Origin of the sequence: Bradyrhizobium sp. DOA9, assembly GCF_000617845.2 — a bacterium.
GTDB lineage: Bacteria > Pseudomonadota > Alphaproteobacteria > Rhizobiales > Xanthobacteraceae > Bradyrhizobium.
The window spans coordinates 6180802-6205349 of record NZ_DF820425.1; the positions used below are offsets into that span (position 1 = coordinate 6180802).

Annotated in this window: 23 protein-coding genes; 7 read left to right on the top strand and 16 right to left on the bottom strand. The window is 64.0% G+C overall.

What is annotated here, in order from left to right; translation table 11 throughout:
- Positions 1-96: 96 nt before the first annotated feature.
- Together BDOA9_RS29160 and BDOA9_RS29165 are read left to right on the top strand one after the other, a co-directional pair.
- Complete coding sequence (locus BDOA9_RS29160; RefSeq protein ID WP_025037478.1) at positions 97-1899, top strand: ABC transporter ATP-binding protein; 1803 nt, start codon at positions 97-99, stop codon at positions 1897-1899.
- Positions 1900-1934: 35 nt separating this feature from the next.
- Positions 1935-2636, top strand: coding sequence for a fumarylacetoacetate hydrolase family protein (locus BDOA9_RS29165; protein WP_025037479.1), 702 nt, complete (start codon positions 1935-1937; stop codon positions 2634-2636).
- 71 nt (positions 2637-2707) lie between these two features.
- On the opposite strand, the gene BDOA9_RS29170 is transcribed toward BDOA9_RS29165, so the two are convergent.
- Positions 2708-3166 carry a YybH family protein gene (locus BDOA9_RS29170; RefSeq protein WP_025037480.1) on the bottom strand — a complete coding sequence of 153 codons (459 nt, stop codon included), beginning with the start codon at positions 3164-3166 and terminating at the stop codon, positions 2708-2710.
- Positions 3167-3331: 165 nt separating this feature from the next.
- On the opposite strand from BDOA9_RS29170, the gene BDOA9_RS29175 reads away from it, so the two are divergent.
- Entirely contained in the window at positions 3332-3880 is a 549-nt protein-coding gene (locus BDOA9_RS29175) for a Spy/CpxP family protein refolding chaperone (protein WP_025037481.1), read from the top strand.
- 93 nt (positions 3881-3973) lie between these two features.
- Here the strand turns inward: BDOA9_RS29175 and BDOA9_RS29180 are convergent, their stop codons facing one another.
- From BDOA9_RS29180 to BDOA9_RS29210, 8 genes are all read right to left on the bottom strand, one after another.
- Positions 3974-4903, bottom strand: coding sequence for an aspartyl/asparaginyl beta-hydroxylase domain-containing protein (locus BDOA9_RS29180; RefSeq protein WP_025037482.1), 930 nt, complete (start codon positions 4901-4903; stop codon positions 3974-3976).
- Between the two features lie 142 nt (positions 4904-5045).
- Positions 5046-5201: a hypothetical protein gene (locus BDOA9_RS39090; RefSeq protein ID WP_007612486.1), complete on the bottom strand. Its 156-nt coding sequence runs from the start codon at positions 5199-5201 to the stop codon at positions 5046-5048.
- Between the two features lie 152 nt (positions 5202-5353).
- The gene (locus BDOA9_RS29185) at positions 5354-6013 is read right to left on the bottom strand and encodes a phasin family protein (RefSeq protein WP_025037483.1); all 660 of its coding nucleotides are present in this window, start codon (positions 6011-6013) and stop codon (positions 5354-5356) included.
- Positions 5982-6644, bottom strand: coding sequence for a ParA family protein (locus tag BDOA9_RS29190; RefSeq protein WP_025037484.1), 663 nt, complete (start codon positions 6642-6644; stop codon positions 5982-5984). The genes BDOA9_RS29185 and BDOA9_RS29190 overlap by 32 nt, the downstream gene beginning before the upstream one ends.
- Before the next feature lie 133 nt (positions 6645-6777).
- Positions 6778-8238: a flavin-containing monooxygenase gene (locus BDOA9_RS29195; protein ID WP_025037485.1), complete on the bottom strand. Its 1461-nt coding sequence runs from the start codon at positions 8236-8238 to the stop codon at positions 6778-6780.
- Positions 8239-8396: 158 nt separating this feature from the next.
- Positions 8397-9818: an adenosylhomocysteinase gene (ahcY, locus tag BDOA9_RS29200; RefSeq protein WP_025037486.1), complete on the bottom strand. Its 1422-nt coding sequence runs from the start codon at positions 9816-9818 to the stop codon at positions 8397-8399.
- Between the two features lie 123 nt (positions 9819-9941).
- A complete protein-coding gene (metK, locus tag BDOA9_RS29205; RefSeq protein ID WP_025037487.1) occupies positions 9942-11138 on the bottom strand; it encodes a methionine adenosyltransferase in 1197 nt (398 codons plus the stop codon).
- A 60-nt stretch (positions 11139-11198) separates the two neighbouring features.
- Positions 11199-12554, bottom strand: a complete 1356-nt coding sequence (locus tag BDOA9_RS29210; protein WP_025037488.1) for a hypothetical protein — start codon at positions 12552-12554, stop codon at positions 11199-11201.
- A gap of 165 nt (positions 12555-12719) precedes the next feature.
- Between BDOA9_RS29210 and BDOA9_RS29215 the strand changes: the two genes are divergently transcribed.
- On the top strand, positions 12720-14435 hold the full coding sequence (locus tag BDOA9_RS29215; RefSeq protein WP_025037489.1) for a caspase family protein: 1716 nt from the start codon (positions 12720-12722) through the stop codon (positions 14433-14435).
- A gap of 104 nt (positions 14436-14539) precedes the next feature.
- On the opposite strand, the gene BDOA9_RS29220 is transcribed toward BDOA9_RS29215, so the two are convergent.
- The 6 genes from BDOA9_RS29220 to BDOA9_RS29245 form a co-directional block, all read right to left on the bottom strand.
- Entirely contained in the window at positions 14540-15658 is a 1119-nt protein-coding gene (locus BDOA9_RS29220; protein ID WP_025037490.1) for a cobalamin-independent methionine synthase II family protein, read from the bottom strand.
- A 19-nt stretch (positions 15659-15677) separates the two neighbouring features.
- Positions 15678-16394, bottom strand: a complete 717-nt coding sequence (locus BDOA9_RS29225) for an ABC transporter ATP-binding protein (RefSeq protein WP_025037491.1) — start codon at positions 16392-16394, stop codon at positions 15678-15680.
- On the bottom strand, positions 16387-17142 hold the full coding sequence (locus BDOA9_RS29230) for an ABC transporter ATP-binding protein (RefSeq protein WP_025037492.1): 756 nt from the start codon (positions 17140-17142) through the stop codon (positions 16387-16389). The genes BDOA9_RS29225 and BDOA9_RS29230 overlap by 8 nt, the downstream gene beginning before the upstream one ends.
- Positions 17139-18167 carry a branched-chain amino acid ABC transporter permease gene (locus BDOA9_RS29235; protein WP_025037493.1) on the bottom strand — a complete coding sequence of 343 codons (1029 nt, stop codon included), beginning with the start codon at positions 18165-18167 and terminating at the stop codon, positions 17139-17141. The genes BDOA9_RS29230 and BDOA9_RS29235 overlap by 4 nt, the downstream gene beginning before the upstream one ends.
- An 8-nt stretch (positions 18168-18175) precedes the next feature.
- Complete coding sequence (locus tag BDOA9_RS29240) at positions 18176-19045, bottom strand: branched-chain amino acid ABC transporter permease (protein ID WP_025037494.1); 870 nt, start codon at positions 19043-19045, stop codon at positions 18176-18178.
- 209 nt (positions 19046-19254) lie between these two features.
- Entirely contained in the window at positions 19255-20433 is a 1179-nt protein-coding gene (locus BDOA9_RS29245) for an ABC transporter substrate-binding protein (RefSeq protein ID WP_025037495.1), read from the bottom strand.
- A gap of 470 nt (positions 20434-20903) precedes the next feature.
- Here BDOA9_RS29245 and BDOA9_RS29250 point away from each other — a divergent pair, with 470 nt between their 5' ends.
- On the top strand, positions 20904-21194 hold the full coding sequence (locus BDOA9_RS29250) for a hypothetical protein (protein ID WP_025037496.1): 291 nt from the start codon (positions 20904-20906) through the stop codon (positions 21192-21194).
- A gap of 117 nt (positions 21195-21311) precedes the next feature.
- Here the strand turns inward: BDOA9_RS29250 and purU are convergent, their stop codons facing one another.
- Positions 21312-22175 (bottom strand): formyltetrahydrofolate deformylase, encoded by an 864-nt coding sequence (gene purU, locus BDOA9_RS29255; protein ID WP_025037497.1) that lies wholly within the window; start codon positions 22173-22175, stop codon positions 21312-21314.
- Between the two features lie 142 nt (positions 22176-22317).
- On the opposite strand from purU, the gene BDOA9_RS29260 reads away from it, so the two are divergent.
- Positions 22318-23160 carry a uroporphyrinogen-III synthase gene (locus tag BDOA9_RS29260; protein WP_025037498.1) on the top strand — a complete coding sequence of 281 codons (843 nt, stop codon included), beginning with the start codon at positions 22318-22320 and terminating at the stop codon, positions 23158-23160.
- A gap of 124 nt (positions 23161-23284) precedes the next feature.
- The gene (locus tag BDOA9_RS29265) at positions 23285-24547 is read left to right on the top strand and encodes an MFS transporter (protein WP_025037499.1); all 1263 of its coding nucleotides are present in this window, start codon (positions 23285-23287) and stop codon (positions 24545-24547) included.
- The last annotated feature ends 1 nt before the right edge of the window (position 24548 follow it).

Below are 24548 nucleotides of genomic sequence, written 5' to 3' on the forward strand. Positions count from 1 at the left end.
TAATTGGGCTTGAAAAACCGTAGCTGAGCGGGCACAGAGGCCCATCGATCCCTGACGCGCGGGCAGGCCTTGTCCTGCGCCGTCAATGGACACCGGATGGCGCAGTTTCCAAAGAAAATCACTGACGATCCCTACGCGGCAGCGGTCCTGATCCGCCGCCTGATCACGGAACAGGGAATCGTCTACTGGCGGCGCTACCTCGTCGCCTTCGCGCTGATGGCGCTCGCAGCCGGTGCGACCGCTGCTGCGACCTACGTCCTCGGCCAGGTCATCAACCAGGCTTATGTCGACAAGAACATCCCGGGCATCGCGATGTTCTCGGCGATCACGGTCGCGCTGCTGTTCGTCAAGGGCGTGGCGACCTACGGCCACATGGTGATCCTGACCAAGATCAGCAACGCCATCCTCGCCACGAACCAGCGCCAGCTGTTCGCAAAGCTGATGCGCGAAAGCGTCGGCTTCTTCTCCGAGCGGCACTCCTCTGAATTTCTCGCGCGCCTGACCGCCGGCGCCAAGTCGATCACGGACGTGCTCAACATGCTGGTCAACGCCATCGGGCGCGATCTCTTGATGCTGCTCGCCATGATCGGCGTGATGGTGTGGCAGGACCCGCTGATGTCGTTCATCGGGCTCGTCGCGGTGCCGCCGGCGATGCTGGTGCTGCGCAAGCTGGTCAAGCGCATCAAGGGCCTCGCCTTCAACCAGTTCACCGGCACCGCCGACATCATGGAGACCATGCAGGAATCGCTGCAGGGCATCCGCACCGTCAAGGCGTTCACGCTCGAAGCGACCATGCAGAAGCGCATCGACGAGAACATCGCGATCGTCGAGCGCAACGCCAACAAGATGGCGCGCGTGGCCAACCGCTCCAACCCTCTGATGGAGATGTTAGGGGGCTTCGCGGTCGCGGGCTGCCTGATGTACGGCGGCTATGCCGTGGTCGCGCTCAACGCCACGCCCGGCGCGTTCTTCTCCTTCATGACCGCGTTCCTGATGGCGACCGAGCCGGCCAAGCGGCTGGCCCGGCTCAACATCGATCTCAACAGCCAGCTGGTCGGCGCGCGCATGCTGCTCGAAGTCATCGACAGCCCGGCGAGCGAACAGTCGGACGACGACAAGCCGTCGCTGCAGCTGTCTGATGCCCGCATCGAGCTGCGCGACGTCAGCTTCTCCTATCGCCCGGGCGAGACCGTGCTCAACCGCATGAGCTTCGTCGCGGAGCCCGGCAAGGTCACCGCGCTGGTCGGCCCCTCCGGCGGCGGCAAGTCGACGGTGCTGGCGCTGCTCCTGCGCTTCTACGAGGTGACGCAGGGCGGCATCGTGATCGACGGCCAATCGATCTCGTCGGTCTCGCGCAAATCGCTGCGCGCTCAGACCGCCTATGTCGGCCAGGACGTCTATCTGTTCCGCGATACGATCCGCAACAACATCGCCTTCGGCAAGCCGGGCGCCAGCGAGGACGAGATCGTCGAGGCGGCGAAGGCGGCCTGCGCGCATGATTTCATCATGGGCTTCCCGCTCGGTTACGACACGCCGGTCGGCGAGCACGGCACCCAGCTCTCCGGCGGACAACGCCAGCGCATTGCGGTCGCGCGCGCGCTGCTCAAGAACGCGCCGATCATCCTCTTGGACGAAGCCACCGCCGCGCTCGATTCCGAATCCGAGCGGCAGGTGCAGGAGGCGATCGAGCATCTCTGTCAGAACCGCACCACCATCGTGATCGCGCACCGCCTGCACACCATCATGCACGCAGACAGCATCCTGGTGGTCGAAGGCGGCGAGATCGTCGAGCAGGGCCGCCATGACGAGTTGCTCCGCCGCGGCGGCCGCTACGCCTCGTTCTTCCGCCTGCAACATCACGACGCCGGCGCTCTGGCGCCGATCAGCGCAACCGCATAGAGTTCGTTCCACCTCAAGACCAGCGAGACCGCTCCATGAACGCCGCCTCCTACGTCATCCCGCTTCCGCCCCAGGCCTCGCTTCCCGTCGTCGGTGAGAGCGGCCGCTATCCGGTGCGCCGCATCTGGTGCGTCGGCCGCAACTATCTCGAGCACATCCGGGAGATGGGCAATGACGAGCGCGCCCCGCCGTTCTTCTTCGCCAAGCATGCCGACATGCTGGTGCCCGACGGCGCCACCATTCCCTATCCGCCTCTGACCAAGGATCTGCATCACGAGGTCGAGCTGATCGTCGCGATGAAGAGCGGCGGGCTGAATATTCCCGCCGACAAGGCGCTGGATCACGTTTACGGCTACGCCGTCGGCATCGACCTCACCCGGCGCGATCTCCAGATCGCCTCGCGCAAGAAGGAGCGCCCGTGGGAGATCGGCAAGTCGTTCGACTATTCGGCGCCCTGCTCCGCGCTGCAGCCGGCCTCGAAGATCGGCCATCCCGCCAAGGGCAAGATCTGGCTGACGGTCAACGGCAAGGAAGCGCAGAAGGGCGACCTCACCGAATTGATCTGGAACGTGCCCGAGATCATCTGGCAGCTCTCCCAGCAGGTGAAGCTCGCCGCCGGCGACATCATCATGACCGGCACGCCCGCCGGCGTGTCGCAGCTTCAGCCCGGCGACAAGCTCGAATGCGGCGTCGACGGCGTCGGCACGCTGAAGGTCAGCATCGGCCAGCCGGAATAAGGCTTGCTGCGACTCGGACGCAAAAGGCCCTGAATGGGGCCTTTTGCATGTCGATCGTGCACGCCGTCGAGCTACCAGGCCTTCACCGGCCGATTGGCGTGGCTCGCCTGCGGCACACCGCGATTGAGCGACATGTGCGAATGCACGCACAGCCAGCCATCGCCATTTCTCGAAAACACCATCGTGGCCCGGCCGGGGCGCGCGAATGTGCTGCCATCGGGATGATAGCCCGTGCTCGTCCACGGCGCGATCACGGTCGCCATCATGCCGTCGGGCGATGCCAGAACGGACGTCTGGTCGAGGACGAACCGGAAGTCGGCGGTCTTCGGCCAGACGTTGTCCCATTGCGTCTTGACCCATTGATCGAGGCCGGGGATGACGTCGTTGTGGGTGCCGAAGGCGAGCACGTCGGGATGGAAGAGCGGCCGTGCCGAGGCGTAGTCGACCTCGCGGACATGGCCCGCGAAGGTGTCCAGCCATTGGCAGAAGAACTGCATGATCTCAGCATTCGCGGTCGGCAAAGAGGCCATCACCTGCTCCACATTCGGCAACCCAATCGCGGCGATCCTTGTTGCCATGGGCCGGACTATCCAGCAAGATTTGGACTCCGAGATCACTCGATCGCGACAGGGGTCACGTGACAGCCGGGTCCGATGCTCCGACATCGGCCGGTTCGCTTCGATGGAGCCAGATTCATGAACCGCGTCCTTCTGCTTGCAGCCTCGCTCCTCCTCACCGGCAGCACAGCCGGCGCCCAGTCCAGCCAACCCTATGCCGGCCTCGAGAAGCGCCCCATCAAGGCGCTGTCACAGCAACAGGTCGACGATCTCCGCGCCGGACGCGGTATGGGCCTGGCTCTTGCTGCGGAGCTCAACGGGTATCCCGGTCCCAGCCACGTGCTCGAGCTCAGTGATCGACTCGACCTGACCGCCGATCAGCGCGGCGAGGTCCGGCGGCTGTTCGATGCCATGAAACAGGAAACGGTTCCGCTGGGTAACAAGCTCATCGAACAAGAGAGAGCGCTGGAAGACCTCTTCTCTTCCCGTGCGGTCACATCGGAAGCGCTCAAGACGAGCATCGGGGCCATTGCCGAAACTCAGGGGCAGCTCCGCGAGAGCCACCTCAAGTATCATCTTTCGACCGCTGCCTTGCTCGATCAGAGCCAGATGCAGCGATATGCAGAGTTGCGGGGCTATCAGCGCCCCGACGGCTCCGCAGGGCACAAGCACAAGCATCATCACTAGACAATGCCAACCGAGATCAGGCGATCGCGCCAGGGCGGACCGACATGACGCGATGGCGGACCAAGCTTCGCTGATCCGCCCCGCGCATCTGTCTCAATTCAGGGCCGAATACACGATGAGGCCGAGGATCAGCGCCGTCAGCGAGTATTTCAGCGTGTAGTAGACGTTGCGATTCCACTCCTTCACCTTGCGGCTGGCGAGGTGGATCTCGTAGAGCTTGCCGAACACCTTGTTGAGCACGCCGACGTGCTCACCGTCGACGTTCTGGGTCGCCGACGCCTTGACGATGTGATGGCTGACCCAGCGGTTGATCGCGGTCATGAAGCCGTACTTCATCGGGCGCTCGACGTCGCAGAACAGGATGATGCGGTTGACCTCGGTCGCATTCTCGGCGCTGTGGATGAAGGTCTCGTCGAACATGAAGGCTTCGCCATCGCGCCAGACGCATTCGACGCCGTCGACGAGGATGCGGCACTTGTTCGAATTCGGCGTGACGAGGCCGAGGTGATAGCGCAGCGAGCCCGCGAAGGGATCACGGTGAGCGCCGAGCTTGCCGCCCGGCGGCAGCATCGCGAACATCGCGCCATGCACGCTCGGGATCGACTTGAGCAGCTCCACCGTCTTCGGGCACAGCGTGTTCGCCGACGGCAGGAAGTCGTCGTACCATTTCAGGTAAAACCGCTTCCAGCCGCTCTTGAAGAACGAGTAGAATCCCCAGTCGTTGTTCTTCGCTGCCGCTCGGATGAAGCCTTCATCGAACAGGCGGACAGCCTCGTCGCGGATGGTCTCCCAGTTCTCGCTCAGGGGCTTCAGCTCCGGAAACTGATCGACCGAGATTACCGGCTTGTTCGGCACCGCCGAGCCCGCATACATCAGCACGTTGTAAGGTGCGAGATAGGTCGAGTGATCGCCGAGCTGGCGGGCGAAGCGCAGCCGCTGCTTGCCGCGGAAGTGAACGTAAATGGTCGAGGCCGCAAGCACATACAAAATGACAAGCTGCGGCGCAAAAAGCTGTTTCAGCATTTCCCCAATCCCAAGTGATCCAGCCGGGGTGTCCTGTAGCCCGAGGAGGCCCGAGCGGCAAGATATTCACCGGTGGGTTGCAATCACGCCGGAGAGAGCAAGGGGATGGAACTGGGGTCCAAACCGGCCGAAACGAGCCGAATCAGGCCCGCGACAGCGCCTGCAGGCCCTTGAAGGTCAGGCGCTTGGGGTCCGTGACGCCGGCGAGGTAAAGCCGGCGGATGAAGGCGATGACGGCGTCGCGGTCGCAATCGGTCAGCGCGACGACGGCGTCGACCGCTATTCTCTGGGCTTCCATTGGGCTCACCTCGGCCTTGCGAGTCACCCCGGCCGAGACAGGCTAGGACTCATCCGTTAAATCGGCGTTAACCGTTCAGGTCCCATGGCCATTCGTTCGCCGTCCTTCAACCGCCGGAGCGGGAGGCAGGCTCGGTACCGCTATCGCGCGAACTATTCGGGTCGAGGCTTGGCCCCGCTCTGAGCAAGTAATTTCAGCACTTCGGTTTGCTTGAGGACCAGTTCGCACTGCTTTCGCGCATGCGAGCTCGACAGCTCGACGAATTCCGACAGCGTTTTCGCCTGACCCACCTCCCGTACATACGTAAGGGTCGCGCCTGCGTTGACCTTCATCAGTTCGAGGACAACCGCACGGCACTCGGCTGCAGATCCGCGCGGGTCCAGCTTCTCGCCTCCGTCGGCAGCTGTTTCGGCCGGATTCGCGTCCTCGCCGGTCGGGCGCTGCGTGCGGGTAAAGTTCTTCGTGTAATCCATCGCGGCGTGCATGCTGAGCTTCAGACCTTCCAATACACGGGTCTGCATGTCCTTGGCGATCTCCACCGACATATCGATGGCGTCGATGACATTGTCGGAATGGTCGGCACGTTCTACTTGCGCTCTTATCGCATCAGTTGCGATCGCCGCACCAGTCGAGGCCGGCGCCGCTGCTTGTTCGACGCGCGGTCTATCTTGCCCAGAGCTTACCTCCACGCTCGTGGACATTCCCAGCAGGCTTTCCTCAGCGCTCCGGCTCGCCGCCGCCGTCAGCTCCACGAGTGAACGCCGCTTGGCGCGCGCGTCGTTAGCAGGCGATCTTGACCGCGTCTTGCTCATGATCCATCCGCTCCACGCCCAGATGCTGAGCGACCCAACTCCACAGGGCGGAAATTTCGGCCGAAGCCTTTCCCATCGGCGCAAACTCGGTCACGCCCAACCCTGCCCCGAGTGCATCCTGGTGATCATTGCGCTGCGCGATGAAGGGAAGCGCCAGCAGGCCGAGCGAATTCAGCGAGGTTGCAGCCTCGCTGAGCCGGCCGCCGCGCGGCGGCGTCTGATTGAGAACGAAGGCAAAACGGCGATTGAGTTTGCGAATGGCAATCAGCGTCGGGATGGCAGCCTCGATGTCAGCCGGACTAGGGCGCGCCGGGATCAGACACAGATCGGCCCTGGCGATCGCCTGCATTGACAGGCTGTTGTTCGTAGCGGGGGTGTCGATGATCGCAAGCCATGTCCCGTCCGCCTCGAGGCGCGCGAGCACCGGCTCGACTTCGGCGGGATCGGCAACGCAATTGACGACAGGATAGCGGCTTTCTCGCCGCTCCTTCCATTTCGAGATCGTTCCTTGCGCGTCCGCTTCGATGAGCGCGACGCGCTCTGCCTGCCTCAGCGCAGCGACCGAAAGTCCGGCGGCTAGCGTGCTCTTGCCGCTACCGCCTTTTTGCGTAACCAGAGCGAGGACGTACATGTCCTGCCGTCCCTCCATGGCAGCGAAGCGAAATCCGGACGCGATCGGAATAAAGTTGCACACCGCGAAAATACACTACTGCAAGTCGCGATTCGTCTCAAGCAAGCGGGGGGTTCCCCGTAAAACACGGAGATCAGGAATACTGCATCACGCCGTCGTCGATCCGGCCAAAGCGCAAGGAAACGATGTCGAGCGCGTAGTTCTGGTGGAGGCGCCACGGCCGCTTCGAGCCCTGCTTCGGCATCTTGGCGATCGAGCGCTGCACGTAGCCCGAGCTGAAATCGAGCGAAGGCTGCGCGGTAATGGTAGGATCATCATTGTGCGGCATGCACTGACGGAAATTGTGCCGGTCCATGTAGTTGATGAGGCGGCAGACATATTCGCAGGTGAGGTCGCATTTCAGGGTCCAGGACGCATTCGTGTAGCCGAAGGCCGAGGCCATGTTCGGCACGTCGGCATACATCATGCCCTTGTAGGTCAGCGTCTTGGCGAAATCGACGGAGCGGCCGTCGACGCTGACCTCGAGGCCGCCGACGACCTGGAGCACCAGCCCGGTCGCCGTCACGATGATGTCGGCGGCGAGCTCGCGGCCGTCTTTCAGACGGATGCCGTCATGCGTGAAGGTGTCGATCTCGCTGGTGACGACGCTGGCGCGCTGCTCGCGGAGCGCCTTGAAGAGGTCGCCGTCGGGCACCAGGCATAGCCGCTGGTCCCAGGGATTGTAGCGCGGCGTGAAGTGGGTCGCGACGTCGTAGTCCGGGCCGAGCGCCATCTGGACGCCCTTCAGGATGAGGTCCTTGACCTTCGCAGGTCGGCGCCGGCTGAGCTGGAAGAAGAACATTCCCCACATCACGTTGCGCCAGCGGATCAGATGATAAGCGAGCTGCGCCGGCAGATTGCGGCGCAGCTTGTTGGCGAGCGGATCCTGCGCGGGCCGCGAGACCACATAGGTCGGCGAACGCTGCAGCATGGTGACCTGCACCGCCTTCTTGGCGAGCTCCGGCACCAGCGTCACCGCGGTCGCGCCTGAGCCAATCACGACGACACGCTTGCCCGCGTAGTCGATGTCCTCGGTCCATCTCTGCGGATGCACGATGCGGCCGGCGAAATCCGCCACACCCTTGAACTCCGGCGTGTAGCCCGCTTCGTATTTGTAATAGCCCGAGCACATGAACAGGAAGTTGCAGGTGAAGCGCACGAGCTCGCGCGCGCCCTCGCCGGAGCTGCGCTCGGCTTCCACCGTCCAGCGCGCGTCCGGCGTCGACCACGCCGCGCGCTTGACGCGATGATGATAGCGGATGTGCTTGTCGATGCCGTTCTCGGCCGCGGTCTCCAGCACGTAGTTCAGGATTTGCGGCCCGTCGGCGATCGCCTTGGGGTCGGTCCACGGCTTGAACGAATAGCCGAGCGTGAACATATCGCTGTCGGAGCGGATGCCCGGATAGCGAAACAGGTCCCAGGTGCCGCCGATGCAGTCGCGCCCCTCCAGGATGACGTAGCTCTTGGTGGGACACTTGGTCTGCAGATGATAGCCGGCACCGATGCCGGACAGGCCTGCACCGACGATCAGCACGTCGAAATGTTCTTGTTGCATGGTTTCCTCCGCCGAGGAGGATTGTCCGCGTGTCGCCGCTGGCCGTCAATCGGCAATCAGCGTGCCGCAACTGCAAAGCGAGTTGAATTCCATGTCCCGAAAGGACAAAGCCCCGGATCGCTCCGGGGCTTTGTGTCGATGGTATGCGAAGCGGTGGCTCAGTAGCGGTAGTGGTCCGACTTGTACGGGCCTTCCGGCTTCACGCCGATGTAGTCGGCCTGGTCCTTGCGCAGCTCGGTGAGCTTGACGCCGATCTTGGAGAGGTGCAGGCGGGCGACCTTCTCGTCGAGCGTCTTCGGCAGCACGTAGACCTTCTTCTCGTACTTGCCGTCCTTGTTGTTGGCGAACAGCTCGATCTGCGCCAGCGTCTGGTTGGTGAAGGACGCCGACATCACGAAGGACGGATGGCCCATCGCATTGCCGAGGTTCACGAGGCGCCCCTCCGACAGCAGGATGATGCGGTGCTTGTCCGGGAATTCGATCTCGTCGACCTGCGGCTTGATGTTGGTCCACTTCAGATTGCGCAGCGACGCGATCTGGATCTCGTTGTCGAAGTGGCCGATGTTGCAGACGATGGCGCGATCCTTCATCGCACGCATGTGCTCGATGGTGATGATGTCCTTGTTGCCGGTGGCGGTGACGAAGATGTCGGCCCGCGGCGCGGCGTCTTCCATGGTCACGACCTCGTAGCCTTCCATCGCGGCCTGCAGCGCGCAGATCGGATCGACTTCCGACACCATGACGCGGCAGCCGGCCTGGCGCAGCGAGGCGGCCGAGCCCTTGCCGACGTCGCCGAAGCCGGCGACCATCGCGACCTTGCCCGACAGCATCACGTCGGTGCCACGGCGGATGCCGTCGACCAGCGATTCACGGCAACCATAGAGGTTGTCGAACTTTGACTTGGTGACGCTGTCGTTGACGTTGATGGCCGGCCACAGCAGCGTGCCCGCCTTCTGCATGTCATAGAGGCGATGCACGCCCGTCGTGGTCTCCTCGGAGACGCCCTTGATGCTATTGGCGATCCCGGCGAAGTAGCCCTTCGGCTTCTCCTTGAGCTGCTTCTTCAGAAGCGCGAAGAAGACTTCCTCTTCCTCGGAGCCGGGCTTGTCGAGGAAGGCGGCGTCGCCGTTCTCGGCGCGCAGGCCGAGATGGACATACATGGTGGCGTCGCCGCCGTCGTCGAGGATCATGTTCGGGTGACCGCCGCCGTGCCAGTCGAACAGCTTTGCGGTGTAGTCCCAATACTCGGTCAGCGTCTCGCCCTTGACGGCGAAGACGGGAATGCCGGCGGCCGCGATCGCAGCGGCAGCGTGATCCTGCGTCGAATAGATGTTGCAGGAGACCCAGCGGATGTCGGCGCCGAGCGCCGCGAGCGTCTCGATCAGCACGCCGGTCTGGATCGTCATGTGCAGAGAGCCGGCGATGCGGGCACCCTTCAGCGGCTGCTTCGGGCCGTACTCCTCGCGGGTGGCCATCAGGCCGGGCATCTCGGTCTCGGCCAGCGAGAGCTCCTTGCGGCCGAAATCGGCGAGCGAAATGTCCTTGACGATGTAATCGGTGAAGCCGGGCTTCGCGTTCATGAGTGGTTCCTGTTTGTTTGGCTCGTCATTCCGGGGCGCTCGTGAAACGTGCGAACCCGGAATCCGCAAGGTGCGAAACTCCGGTCCGCCGTTGTTGCGACGCCCCGGAACGACGCAAGTGAATCAGAGCGCGCGCTTGAGCTGCTCGACGAGGTCGGTCTTCTCCCAGGAGAAGCCGCCCTCGTTGTCGGGCGTGCGGCCGAAATGGCCGTAGGCCGAGGTGCGCGCGTAGATCGGCCGGTTGAGATCGAGATGGGTGCGGATGCCGCGCGGGGTGAGGTCCATCGCCTTGGCTGCGGCCTGCTCGAGCTGATCTTCCGAAACCTTGCCGGTGCCGTGGGTGTCGATGTAGATCGACAGCGGACGCGCTACGCCGATGGCGTAGGCAAGCTGCAGCGTGCAGCGGTCGGCAAGGCCGGCCGCGACGATGTTCTTGGCGACATAACGTGCCGCATAGGCCGCGGAGCGGTCGACCTTGGTCGGATCCTTGCCGGAGAACGCGCCGCCGCCATGCGGGGCCGCGCCGCCATAGGTGTCGACGATGATCTTGCGGCCGGTCAGGCCGGAATCGCCGTCGGGACCACCGATGTAGAACTTGCCTGTCGGGTTGATGTGCCAGATCGTCTTCGCAGTGATCCAGTCCTTCGGCAGCGCCTCGCGCACATAGGGCTCGACGATCTCGCGGACCTGGTTCGAGGTGAGGTCGGGAACCAGATGCTGGTGCGAGACCACGATCTCGCGCACGCCGACCGGCTTGCCGTTCTCGTATTGCACGGTGACTTGGCTCTTGGAGTCCGGACCCAGCACCTTCTCCTTACCGGAGTGACGGGCTTCGGAGATCAGGCGCAGGATCTTGTGGGCGTAGAAGATCGGCGCCGGCATCAGATCGGGCGTCTCGTTGGTGGCGTAGCCGAACATGATGCCCTGGTCGCCCGCGCCTTCTTCCTTGACCTCGCCCGGCTGCAGCGCGTCGACGCCCTGGGCGATGTCGGCCGACTGCGGATGCAGGAGGATCTCGATGTCGCAGGTCTTCCAGTGGAAGCCTTCCTGCTCGTAGCCGATGTCCTTGATCGCGCCGCGGACGACGCTCTCGATCTGCTCGTTGGTCACCGACTTCGGACCGCGGGTCTCGCCGGCGATCACCACCTTGTTGGTGGTCGCGAGCGTCTCGCAGGCGGCGCGGATCTGCCAGGGGTCGATGCCCGCCTTCGGCCCTTCACGGTAGAACAGGTCGACGATCTCATCGGAGATCCGGTCACAGACCTTGTCCGGATGGCCCTCGGACACGGACTCGCTGGTGAAGAGATAGGACGCGCGCATCAGTAACCCCTTGTTCCGCCGCTAGCCGGCGGGCGTTTGCGATGTTTACTTTTGGTGATGTCAATCACGCCGACGCGAGATGACGTAGGATTCGTCGAGAAACCAGAGCCCATTGTACTTTCGCAGCACGTCCCTGGCGGCATCCAGAGTGCGGCCGTTTTGAGTCGTTTCTGTCAATCGGTCGTCCTCAATCTGAGCGACATACACCGCCGCATTCCAGGCTGCAAAGGCCGTCGAGGTCCCGATGGTGCCAGTGACCTCGTTGGGCAGCGCTTCCATATCATACCTGAAGATCGAACGGTTATCCGCGTACGCATTAAAATTTAAGTCGCGGCCCACCGATCCAAGTTCATATTTTACTGCACGCAGTAGCTCATGACGGCTGACCGAGAAAGGATTTTCTCCAGGCCAGATGGCCTGGATCATTTCCATGCCCGGATCCTGCCCGTGGGAGTGGATCCCGATCAGCCTGCCGCCCGGCCGAAGCGCCCGCGCCAGGGGGGCGATGATCCGCTTGGCGCGGAAATTGACTGATGAAAGGGCCCGGTAGGGCTGGGATGCGATGACGAGGTCGAAATTGGCCTCAGTCTGGCCCGGCCGCGGAATGGTCGAATCGAGCAGGAACCTGTGGTCCTCGCGATAGAGCACGAGGACGACCGGCCGCTCATAGAGCGGCATGGCCGTGCGCGGGCTGATCGCAGCGCGCCAGTTCTGCTCCAAAAATGGCCTCAGCTCCGCGATCTGCTGCTCGAACTCGCCCGATGAAGCGCCGCGGAGCGGCACCTCGTGCCAGACCGTGGCGGCCGCCGCCGCAGGCGATGCCGGCGTGAGCCAGGGCGCCTCGGCGTAGAACATGTTGGTGAACACGAACACCGATGCCGGATGCTCGAAAATGCGGTCCGGCACCTTCTCCAGCGTCAGGCGCAGATCCTCGAGGCTGAGCTCCTTGCCGGCGACGTAGAATGGCATGTGCGGAAAGCGCTGGTGCGTTGCGCGCAGCACCCGCGCCAGCACCGTGCCGTCGCCGACGCCGGCGTCGAACAGGCGTAGCGCCGGCGGGCGCGGATGGATAGAGGCAAGCTCCAGCGCGACGCGGTCCGCGATCACCCGCTTTTCGCTGCAGGTGTGGACGAACAGCAGGTATTTCTGGCGGTTCTCGAAGAAACGGAAATTACCGCGCGGATCGCGCTTCTCAGGAGGCACCTGAAGACCCCGCGGCGGCGGCACGCCGCCGGCCATCGACGCCGCCATATAGGCCTGGATCCGCTCCAGCGTGTCGATGGTGATGCGCTTTCCCTCGCGCAGGCGATGCACCAGCTTCCCATCGTTGACTGCGCGCCGGCCGAACGTCGATTCCGCCATGTCCGCCTTGCGGCAGAAGTCAGTGATCTGGCTCAGGATTTCGTCGTTCTTCATGAGTGGGAAATCGGTGGGCAGGTGGATTGGGACATGCGTCTTAGCAAATTCTGCCCACTCAGGGAATAGCCGACGTGGGGCCCTATGTGCGCCCTGAGGAGAGCTGAACCCCTGCGGCTGGCCGGGCAACAAACAAGCGTCCCTCCTCCCGCATGAGACCCAACCATGCGCCGCCGCCTCGTCACGCTCTGCCTGCTCATGCTCGCGCACTGGTCTGCGCCGGCCTACGCCCAGCCGCGCAACCAGCTCGGCCCGCTCTGCACCACCGAGACCACGCCGGCGGACAAGATGGTCGACGCCTGCACCAAGATCATCGCGCTGAAGGTCTTCAAGGGCGAGCAACTCGCCACCGTCCATTTCTGGCGGGCGGTTGGCTGGAACAAGAAGGGCGACTACGCCAAGGTCATCGCTGATGCGACGGATGCGATCCGGCTGCAGCCGAGCCAGGCGGCCTACAATCTCCGGGGATCGGCCTATTACGACAGGGGTGAGTACGAGATCGCGATCGCCGATTTCGACGATGCGCTGAAGCTCGGCCCGCCCAGCGGCACCATCTTTCACAATCGGGGCAACGCCTGGCGCGGCAGGCGCGATTATGCCAAGGCCATTGCCGATTACGACATGGCCATCAAGGCCGACCCGAAATCGGCGTTCTCATTCCAGAACCGCGGCATCTCCAAGGAAGCGCTCGGAGATCTCGATGGCGCGCTCGCCGACATCAACCAGGCGATCCGGCTTGATCCCTCGTTGCCGCAGCCGCTGATCAACCGCACCGCGATCTGGCGCGCCAAAGGCGACCTCGATCGCGCCATCGCCGACGGCAGCGAGGCGATCCGGCTCGCCAAGGAGAAGCCGCCGGTCAACATCATGACGCCGCCCAACAGTGTGCTGATCTCCGGCTACACGCATCGCGCACTGGCCTATGAAGCCAAGGGCGACTACGCCCGCGCCGGCGAGGACTACAAGGCAACGCTCGCGATCACGGCATCCGACGCCGGCAGCAAGGCCAACCAGGCCACCGCAAAGGTGCGCCTGTCGCTGCTGACGGAGCCGGCCGCGCCGATCCCGCGCGATGCGCCCTCACCGGCGACCCAGCCGACCTCCGCCCCTGCTCCGCAGCAGACCGGCGCGCCGACACCATCGCCGGCACCGGCCGGCCGCGGCACGCGTATGGCGCTGGTGATCGGCAACGGCGCCTATACCCATGTCAAGGCGCTGCCCAATCCTCCCAACGATGCGCGCGCGGTCGCCAGGAGCCTGCGCGACATCGGCTTCAGCGTGTCGGAGGGCGTCGATCTCGATCGCGCCGCGATGCAGACGATGACGCGCGACTTTCTGCGCGCGGCCGCGCGGGCGCAGGTGGCGTTGGTCTATTATGCCGGCCATGGCGTGCAGGTCGATGGCCGCAACTATCTCATTCCGGTCGACGTCGCGCTCAAGCCGGGCGCGAGCCTGACCGAGGCGATGATCGACATGGACACGATCATGGCGGGCCTCGACGACCAGGTCCGCACCAACATCCTGATCTTCGATGCCTGCCGCAACAATCCGATGGCGCAGCAGGTCGCATCTGCCGGAAACAATCGCGGCATCGAGGGCGCCTCGGGCCTCGCCGCGCCGACGAGTCTCGGCACCGGTGCGACATTGGGAGCCGGCACGCTGATCGCATTCGCCACCGCGCCGGGCCAGGTGGCGCTCGACGGTGAAGGCGCCAACTCGCCGTTCTCCGCCGCCCTCTCGCGCCATATCGGCACGCCCGGCCTGGAGGTGCAGCAGATGCTCACGCGGGTACGGGCCGAGGTGGTCTCGACCACCAAGAACAAGCAGGTGCCGTGGTCGAACTCGTCACTGCTGGGTGAGGTCTATCTGGCGGAGAAGTGACAACGCGCCTTCGCGTCGTCATCCCGGGATGGTGCGCCAGCACCATACCCGGGATCTCGAGATTCCGGGTTCGCGCTAAGCGCGCCCCGGAATGACACTACCCGTCAATTACCCCACACTTCCTTCGCGATTTCGACGGCGAGGCTGAGCTTGGCCCATTGCTCTTCCTCGGAGAGGATGTTGCCTTCCTCGGTCGAGGCAAAGCCGCATTGCGGCGACAGCGCGAGCTGCTCCAAGGGCGCGAACTTGGCGGCTTCCTCCAGGCGGCGCTTGATGTCGTCCTTGTTCTCGAGCTCGCCGAACTTCGAGGTGATGACGCCGACCACGACGACCTTGTTGCCCTTGGGCAGGAAGCGCAGCGGCTCGAAGCCGCCCGCGCGGTCGCTGTCGTATTCCAGGAAATAGCCGTCGTAATTGGTGCCGGCGAGCATGGTCTCGGCAACGGGCTCGTAGCCGCCCGAAGAAATCCAGGTCGAGCGGAAATTGCCGCGGCAGACGTGCGTCGTCACCACCATGTCGGCCGGCTTCTCCGCCAGCGCGTAGTTGATGATGCGTGCATAGATCTGCTGCAGGCCATCCGGGTTATCGCCGCGCTCGCGTGCCTTCTGCAATTCGTCCTGCGAGCAAAGATAGGCCCAGACGGTATCGTCGAACTGGAGATAGCGGCAGCCGGCGTCGTAGAACGCCTTGACCGCCTTGCGGTAGGTCTTGCCGAGATCTTCGTAGAAGGCGTCGAGATCCGGATAGACGTCCTTGGAGATCGACTTGCGGCCGCCGCGGAAGTGCAGCACCGCTGGCGAAGGGATCGTCATCTTGGCGGTGACGTGGGCCTGGTCCGCGACCTTCTTCAGGAAGCGGAAGTGGTCCAGCATCGGGTGGCTGTCGGGAAAGTCGAGCTTGCCGATGACGCGGACCGCATCGTGACGGGTCTGGACGCCCGTGAACTGGATGCCGGTGTCGGGGTGAAACAGCTCGCAGCCGGTGAGCTTGGCCAGGAAGTCGAAATGCCACCAGGAGCGGCGGAATTCGCCGTCAGTCGCGAGCTTCAGCCCGATCGAGGCCTGCTTGTGCACGACCTTCTCGATCTCCATGTCCTCGATCTTGCGCAGATCGTCGGCCGAGATCTCGCCCTTCTCCAGCCGGCTACGGGCTTCCTTGATCTTGGCGGGACGCAGGAGGCTGCCGACCTCGTCGGCGCGGAAGGGGGCTTTGGTTCGCTGCATGTGTCACTCCCTGGACATCTTAGTGGGCCCTCGCCCCGGCGACGCCGAGATGGCGCTCCAGGACAGTGGGGTCGGTCTTCAGCGCGGCGCTCGGAGCGTCGTGGACGATCGTTCCGCGCTCCAATATCACAACGCGATCGGCGAGCCCCAGAATCTTTTGGGCATTCTGCTCGACGATGATCGAACAAATGCCTCCCGACCGGGTGATGGCCCCGATCGCCTTCAGAAGTTCCTCGACGATGATGGGCGCAAGGCCCTCGGTCGGCTCGTCCAGCAACAGCACTTTCGGATTGAGGGTCAGCGCGCGGCCGATCGCCAGCATCTGCTGCTCACCGCCGGAGAGCTGGTTGCCGAAATTGCTTCGCCGCTCCTTCAGCCGCGGGAACATCTCGTAGACCTTCTCGATCGTCCAAGGACCGGGCTGCGCCACCGCCGTCATGTTCTCTTCCACCGTCAGCGAGCGGAAGATGTTGCGCTCCTGCGGCACCCAGCCGATGCCGGCGCGCGCGCGCTGGTCGGGCCGCATCGCCGTGACGTCAGTGCCGGCCAGCGCAATGGAGCCGGCGAAGCGGCGCGTGACGCCGACGATGGAGTTGATCAGCGTGGTCTTGCCGGTGCCGTTGCGCCCGAGCAGCGCCACCACCTGTCCTTCGGCGAGGCGGAGCGTCATCTTCGGCAGCACAACCGCCTCGCCATAGCCGGCGCGGAGTGAATCGATCGCGAGCAGGTCAGACATTGACCGCCTCCTCGCCGAGATAGACCGCCTTCACCTGCGGATCGCGCGCGACCTGTTCGGGCGGGCCCTCCGTCAGCAGCGCGCCGGAGACCAGCACCGAGATGCGGTCGGCAAAGGAGAACACGAGGTCCATGTCGTGCTCGATCAGGAGCACGGTGACGTCCCGCGGCAGCGCGCCGACCACGGCGAGAATGTCATGGCGCTCGCTCTCGGGCACGCCGGCGGCGGGCTCGTCCAGCAGCAGCACGCGCGGTTTCGCGGCGATTGCGACTGCGATCTCGAGCAGGCGCTGCTTGCCGTAAGGAAGCGTCACCGTCTCTTCGTTCATGACGTCGAGCAGGTGGAAGCGTGTCAGCAGCTCGGCGATCTCGCCGTTGACGTCGCCGCGCGTCCCCATGCGCCGCCACCAGTCGCCGCCATGGCCGAGGCGTTCGGACACGGCAAGGCCGATGGTTTCGAGCGGGGTCAGGTCGGGATAAAGCTGGTTGATCTGGAAGGTGCGCGACAATCCGCGCAGCACGCGCTTGTGCACGGGCAGATCGGTGATGTCCTGGCCTTCGAGCAGGATGCGGCCGGAGTTCGGCTTCAACACGCCGGTGAGCTGGTTGATGACCGTGGTCTTGCCGGCACCGTTCGGGCCGATCAGCGCGTGACGGGCGCCCTGCTCGACCTTCAGGGACAGATCGCGGGTGACGCGCAGGCCCCCGAACTGCTTTTCGAGATTTTGGGTTTCGAGTGCGATGGTCATGAATCGCTCTCCGGCACGGCGACGATCGCCTTGCGGCCCGCAATCTGCCTGATGATCAGGTTCGGCACATACAGCACCCAGCGATGCAGGCGCTGGCGGCCGACCAGCACGATCACGACCAGCACGAGGCCGATCCAGAACTGCCAATATTGCGGCGTGATGGTCGAGAACAATTCCTGGAGCATGCGGAAGATCACCGCGCCGATCAGCCCGCCGTAGAGATAGCCGGTGCCGCCGATCACGAGCACCAGCATCAGGTCCGCGGAGCGTTCCATGGAAAACACGTCGAGCGAGGCGATTGCGGTGGTCTGGGTGAACAGCGCTCCCGCAATGCCGGCGTAGAACGCGGCGAGCGTATAGATCGCGATCAGGCGGCGGTTGACCGGAATGCCAATTGCCGCGGCGCGGAGGGGATTGTTCTTGATGGCGCGCAGCGACAGGCCGAACGGGGAATGAACGACTCTGCGGGCGAACAGGAACAGCAGGAACAGCACGGCGAGCGAATAGAAGAACCCGGCCTTGCCGAACATGTCGAACGGGATCGCGCCGAGGATCGGCTGCATCTCGATGCCTTGGAGGCCGTCGGTACCGCCGGTGATATTGGAGAAGCGCTCGGCGAGGGCTTCCAGCAGCAGCGCAATGCCGAGCGTTACCATCAGGCGCGTCAGGTCGACGCCGCGGATCACCAGAAAGCTGGTGGCAAAGCCGAGCACCATAGCGGCAAGGCCGGCGACGATCAGCGCCAGCACGGGCTCCTTGACGATGCCGTGCAGCGCCAGCAGCCCCGCGGCATAGGCGCCGACGCCGAAGAAGGCGGCGTGACCCAGCGAAACGATGCCGGCATAGCCGAGGATGAGATCGAGCGACATCGCGAACAGCGCGAGGCGCAGGATGTCGGTCATGATCAGATAGCGCGACGGAAATGCAAGGCCGCAGGCCAGCACGATCAGCCAGAAGGCGATTTCGCCGTAGTGCCAGCGCGCCTGGCGCTGGGCGTGATGACCGACGTCGGATGCAGCGCTCATCGGCGAACTCAACGCGCGGCCGTGCGGCCGAACAGGCCGTTCGGGCGCCAGATCAGGATCACGATCATCATGGTGTAGATCACGAAGGGGCCCATCTTCGGCACGTAATATTTGCCGGCGACGTCGCCAATGCCGAGCAACAGCGAGGCCAGGAACGGACCAGTGATCGAGGACGAACCGCCGACGGTGACCACGATCAGGAAGTAGATCATGAACTTCAACGGGAAGTACGGATCGAGGCCGAGGATCTCGGCGCTCAGCGCACCACCGAGGCCCGCGAGCCCGCAACCGAAGGCAAAGGTGAAGGCGAACACCTGCGGCACGTTGATGCCGAGGCCGCTCGCGGCGCGGGGATCGTCGACGGCGGCGCGCAAGCGGCTGCCGAAGCGGGTCTTGGCCAACACCATCTGGAGCGCGATGGTGAGCAGGCCGCAGATCACGATGATCATCAGCCGGTAGCGGCCGATGCCGACGCCGAACAGATCGAACTGCCCCTGGAGCGCGGCCGGCAGATTGATGAAGACGCGCGAGGATCCCTGGATGTAATCGACGGCCGCGACCGACATGAAGGTCAGGCCGATCGTGAACAGCACCTGGTCGAGATGGCTGCGGGTGTAGAGATGACGGTACAGCGTCCGCTCGAGCGCGATGCCGATTGCAGCCGAGGAGACGAAAGCGAGCGGCAGGGCGGCGAAGAACGGCCAACCCATCCGGTTGACCAGCACCATGCAGACATAGCCCCCGGCCATCGCGAAGGCGCCGTGGGCGAGATTGACGAAGTTCATCAGGCCGAGCGTGACCGCGAGCCCGCAGGCGAGCACGAACAGCAGCATGCCGTAGGCGACGCCATCGAACAGGTTGGTGAGGATTGCGGTCATCGTCTCAGCTTGGAGTTATCGTCATGGCCTGGGCAAAAGCACGAGGTGCGTCTTCAAGCAAATGTCTCGGCCATCCACGTTCTTGTCTGGGCTTTCTTTTCCCGGCTCTGCGTGGGAGCCCGGGACAAGTCCGGGCATGACGCGGAGCAAGGGGCATGAGATCCCGGGTTCGCGCTAAGCGCGCCCCCGGGATGAGACGCTTTCGCGCGTCACTTTTTGGTCTTGCCGAGGTCCTTGACGGCTTCGAACGTCGCGAACTCGACATTGTAGAGTTCGCCGTCGACCTTCTCGACCTTGCGGATGTAGATGTTCTGCACGATGTCGCGGGTCTCGGGGTCGATCGAGATCGGACCGCGCGGGCTCTCCCACTTCTGGCCCTTCATGGCCTCGATCAGCTTGTCGCCGTTGGTATCGCCGCCGGTCTTCTTCAGCGCCTCGTAGATCAGGTGGATGCCGTCATAGCCGCCTACGGCCATGAAGCCCGGACGGTTGCCAAAGGCCTTCTTGTAAGCCGCGACGAAATCCTTGTTCATCTGCGAGGGGTGCGCCGCGGAGTAGAGGTGCGCGGTGACCGTGCCGAGCACGGCGTCGCCCATGTTGTTGAGAAGGTCGTCGTCGGTGACGTCGCCGGGTCCGATCACCTTGATACCGGCCTTGTCCAGGCCGCGCTCGGCGTATTGCTTCATGAAGTTGCCGCCCTGGCCGGCCGGCACGAACACGAAGATCGCGTCAGGCTTGGCATCCTTCATGCGCTGCAGGAACGGCGCGAAGTCGGGATTCTGCAGCGGCACCTTGACCTCTTCGACCACCTCGCCGCCACCGGCGGTAAAATGCTGCTTGAAGAAGTTGAGCGCGTCATTGCCCGGCGCGTAGTCGGAGGTCAGCGTCGCCACCTTCTTGATGCCGTTCTTGACGGCCCAGTCGCCGATGATGGTCGAAGACTGCGCCAGCGTGAAGCTGGTGCGCACGATGTAGGGCGAACGCTCGGTGATGATGGAGGTGCCCGCCGCCATCACGACTTCCGGGATCTTGGCCTGCGTTGCGAGCGGCGCGGCGGCGAGTGCGGCCGGAGTCACGCCGAAGCCGGCGATGAAATTGACCTTGTCGTTGACGATCAGCTCCTGCGCGGCGGTCTTGGTCTTGTCCGGGATCGCGGCATCGTCCTTGAGGATGATCTCGACCTTCTTGCCGGCGACGGTGTCGCCCTTCTGCTGCATGTAGAGCTTGATCGCGTTCTCGATCTGCTTGCCGGTCGAGGCCTGGCCGCCGGTCATCGGCAGGATCAGCCCGATCTTGACGGCGTCCTGCGCTTTCGCCGGCGCGACAGCAGCGAGGCCCGAGATTGCGGCCACCGCAGCCGCCCAAGAAAATTGCTTGCGTACGAACATCAGAGCTCCCTCCCCTTCATTCCTGACTTTGTGCCTTGAACCGCGTGCCCGGTCCTTGCCGCCCTTCACTCACGGACAAGCCATGCCGTGCGGCCACATGGCGTCCTCTGCAACCCCGTTGTCAATCGAACGTTGGGCGACCATTCGGCGCAAGCCGCGCGATCCGCCTCGACGACGGCAGGGAGAGATTTGTACGAATGTACAAATAAAATGGTCTTGTCAACGAAAAAGGCCCGGTTCGCGGCGTGGCCCCACCCGATGACCGTCACGACAACTGCGCAGTGTATACCGTATCAACTACAGTTCCCCCATCAAGTGCAAATTATGCTTATTATAATACCTTTATTGTATACAGCTAAGCCCACCCTCGAATAGGCCAATTTTACATATTGAGAAGCTATGGTTTGCCGCCGACGCCTATCCGGCGCTCCTCATCTGCGCCCCGATCGGGGGCACGACCAGAGATATTCATGCGTTCCCGCTCGCTTTCGATCGCCGCCGCACTCGCCCTGCTCACTTCCAATCTCGCAGGCTGCGGGACGGTCAACGAAAAGCTCTCCGCCGGCGTGGGCGACTACGTTCCGCAATGGGCCGGCGGCCTGCCCGCCGATGCGCCGCCGCGACCGGGCACGCCGCAATACGACGCCTACATGAAGGAACGCGAGCGCAAGCGGCTGATGCCGGCGGCCGATCGCGAGAAGGAAGAACAGGCCCAGAGGGGCGGCGCGACGGGGACAAATTCGGCTGGCGCGGTACGCTGAGAGACAATCGTCATTCCGGGATGGTCCGAAGGACCAGACCCGGAATCTCGAGATTTCTCAGGTGCGCAATTGCGCACCGTAGTTCGCCTCTTCGAGGCGCCCCGAAATGACAAAGCCTCAATCCACGAACACCACGGTCTTGCAGCCGTTGAGGATGACGCGGTCGTCGAGATGGTAGCGGATGGCCCGCGCCAGTACGCGGCGCTCGATATCGCGACCCTTGCGGACCAGATCTTCCGGCGTGTCGCGATGGCTGATGCGCTCGACGTCCTGGTCGATGATCGGACCCTCGTCGAGGTCGCGCGTGACGTAATGCGCGGTGGCGCCGATCAGCTTGACGCCGCGCTCATGGGCTTGGTGATAGGGTTTGGCGCCCTTGAAGCCGGGCAGGAACGAGTGGTGAATGTTGATGCAGCGCCCCGACAGCTTTGCCGAGAGATCGTCGGACAGGATCTGCATGTAGCGGGCGAGCACCACGAGATCGGTCTTCGTCTTGCCGACGAGGTCCACGATCTGCGCCTCCTGCTCGCGCTTGGTCTCCTTGGTGACGGGCAGGTGGTGGAAGGGGATGCCGCCGAAATCCAGCCCGGCATAGACCTCGCGCGGATGGTTGGAGACGATCGCGGTCGGAACCATCGGCAGCTCGCCGGTGCGCCAGCGATAGAGGATGTCGACCAGGCAGTGATCGGATTTCGACACCAGCAGCATCACCTTGCGATGCGCGGCGCGGTCGCGCATCTGCCACTCCATGCCGAAACGCTCGGCAATCGCGGCAAAGCCGGTCTGCAGCGCCGACAGCTCCACGGCAAGATCGGCTGCGGTGAACACCACCCGCATGAAGAAATTCTTGGTCTCAACGTCGTCGAACTGCTGGGCGTCGAGGATGTTCTGTCCGTTGTGAGCAAGAAACGTCGACACCGCCGAGACGATGCCGGGGCGATCCGGACAGGACAGGGTCAGAACATATTGATGGTCGGGCAAGGCTCGGCTCTTGATGAAGGTTTGTGCAGCGGAACGATCCGGCGATTTGCACCCTGCTCTAGCACCGACCCCGCCCTTGCGCCAATCCCAACCGCGGAGTCAGGATGAACGGACCATTGCGAATTCTCACCGGAGCATCCCCATGGCCGACCGCTTGAACGGCACCCGCATCCTGATCCTGGAAACGCGTGAGGAGGCGCAGTTCTCCAAGCTTCTGGCCGAGCAAGGCGCCGAGGTCGTACAGTGCCCGATGTTCACCATTCACGATGCGCCGGACCCGGCTCCAGTCGAGGCCTGGATTCGCCGTGCCATCGACAAGCCCTTCGACGATCTCGTGCTGATGACAGGCGAAGGCCTCCGCCGCATCATGAAGCTTGCTCGCGCCCGCGGCCTCGACGCCGCCCTTATCGCGGTGCTCGCCCAAGCGCGAAAATTCACCCGCGGCCCGAAGCCAGGCAAGGCACTGCGCGAGATCGGCCTCGAGGCGCAGCAGACCACGGAGAAGCCCACCACCGAAGGCGTGATCGAGATGCTGGCCAGGCTCGACCTGAAGGGGCGGCGCCTCGGTCTCCAGCTCTATCCAGACAAGGACCACAGCGCGCTGACCGGCGCGCTGGCCGCGCAAGGTGCCGCCGTGGATGCCGTGCTGCCCTACGTCTACGATTCCAAGGTTGCCGATGCCAACATCGTCGCCGCCATTGACGACATGGCAGAGGGACGCATCGACTCGATCGCCCTGACCAATCTCGGCCAGGTCCGCCGGCTGATCGAGGTTGCCAAGGCGCATGGTAGCGAGGCGAAGCTGCGCGCCGGCCTCGAGCGCACGCTGATCGCCTCGGTCGGCCCGGCGGTCTCAGGCGAACTCGCCGCACACGGTTTGCGCACCGACGTCTCGCCGGCCGACGAAGCCTATTTCATGCGCCCGCTGATCTCGGCCATGGCGAATGCATTGGCCGACAGGAAAGCGGACAACGCAACGAGGTAAGAGCCGAGCGCGGGGGCGGCCTGCGACTGCTGCGATTGACACCGTCATCGCCGGCGTTAGGTTGCGCGACGCAAGAAGAAACAACAAGGGTTAAGGGAATCGCCGTGACACGCGTCATCGCGTCGTGAGCGCCACCGCACGACCTTCGGCGCTCGCGCCATTCCGCATCCGCAACTACCGTTTCCAGTGGCCGTCCGACCTGCTCACCTCCTGGGCCTTCGAGGTCGAGACGCTGGTGCTCGGCTGGTACATCATCGTCGAGACCGGCTCGGTGCTGCTGCTCACGCTGCTGGCTTCACTCCAGTTCGTCGGAACATTGGTCGCGCCCGTGTTCGGAATGATCGGCGACCGCATCGGCCATCGCGATCTCCTGGTCGTGATGCGGCTTGCCTATACGGCACTCTCGTCGACCATCATGGTCCTGGCGCTGAGCGGTCATCTGTCGCCGCTGAGCGTCATGATCATCGTCACGATCATGGGCCTGATTCGACCCTCCGATCTCGGCGTTCGCGGCGCGCTGCTCGCCGACATCATGCCGGCCGAGCAGCTGGTAGGCGCCATCAGCGTCGCGCGCACGACCCAGGACAGCGCGCGCATTGCCGGAGCCTTGACGGGCGCCGGGCTGTTCGCCGTGCTCGGTATCGGCCTTGTCTATGTGGCGATCGCCTGTCTTTACTTCATCGCAGCGCTTCTCATGCTCTGCCTGACCCGGCCGAAAAGGACCGTCACCACGAGCGATTATCCGGCGAACAGCCACGCCGTTTCGCGGCTGTTTGGCGACCTCAAGGAGGGGATCGTCTATGCCTGGAACGGCCCGGGAATGCGCGCGGCGCTATGCGTCGCTTTCCTGGCCAATCTCACCGCATTTCCCTTCACGGGCGGATTGTTGCCCTACATCGCGCGGGAGATCTTTCACACCGACCAGACCGGCCTCGGTTATCTCTCGGCGAGCTTCGCCGTCGGCTCGCTGATCGGCTCCGTCACGCTCAGCCTGGTCGGCGGCATACGCATCGCCCGGCTTCTGATCGGGGCGACGCTGGCCTGGTACGCCATGCTGCTGGTGTTCGTCGAGGTCAGGACCTTGCCGGTGGCGATGGCCTGCCTCGTCCTCGCCGGCATCGCCCAGAGCATGTCGATGATCTCGGCGGCCGTCATCCTGATGCGCACCGCGAGCGCACATCTGCGCGGCCGGGTCATGGGCGTGCGCATGATGGTGATCTATGGCTTGCCGATCGGACTGCTCGCGGCCGGCAGCCTGATCGACGTCATCGGCTATTCCGCGACGGGTGCGCTCTATGCCGTGGCAGGATTCGTCGCGATGCTGGCCATTGCGATCCGCTGGCGTGCCGACCTCTGGCCGGTGCACGCCCCCGCAAATGCGCGATGAC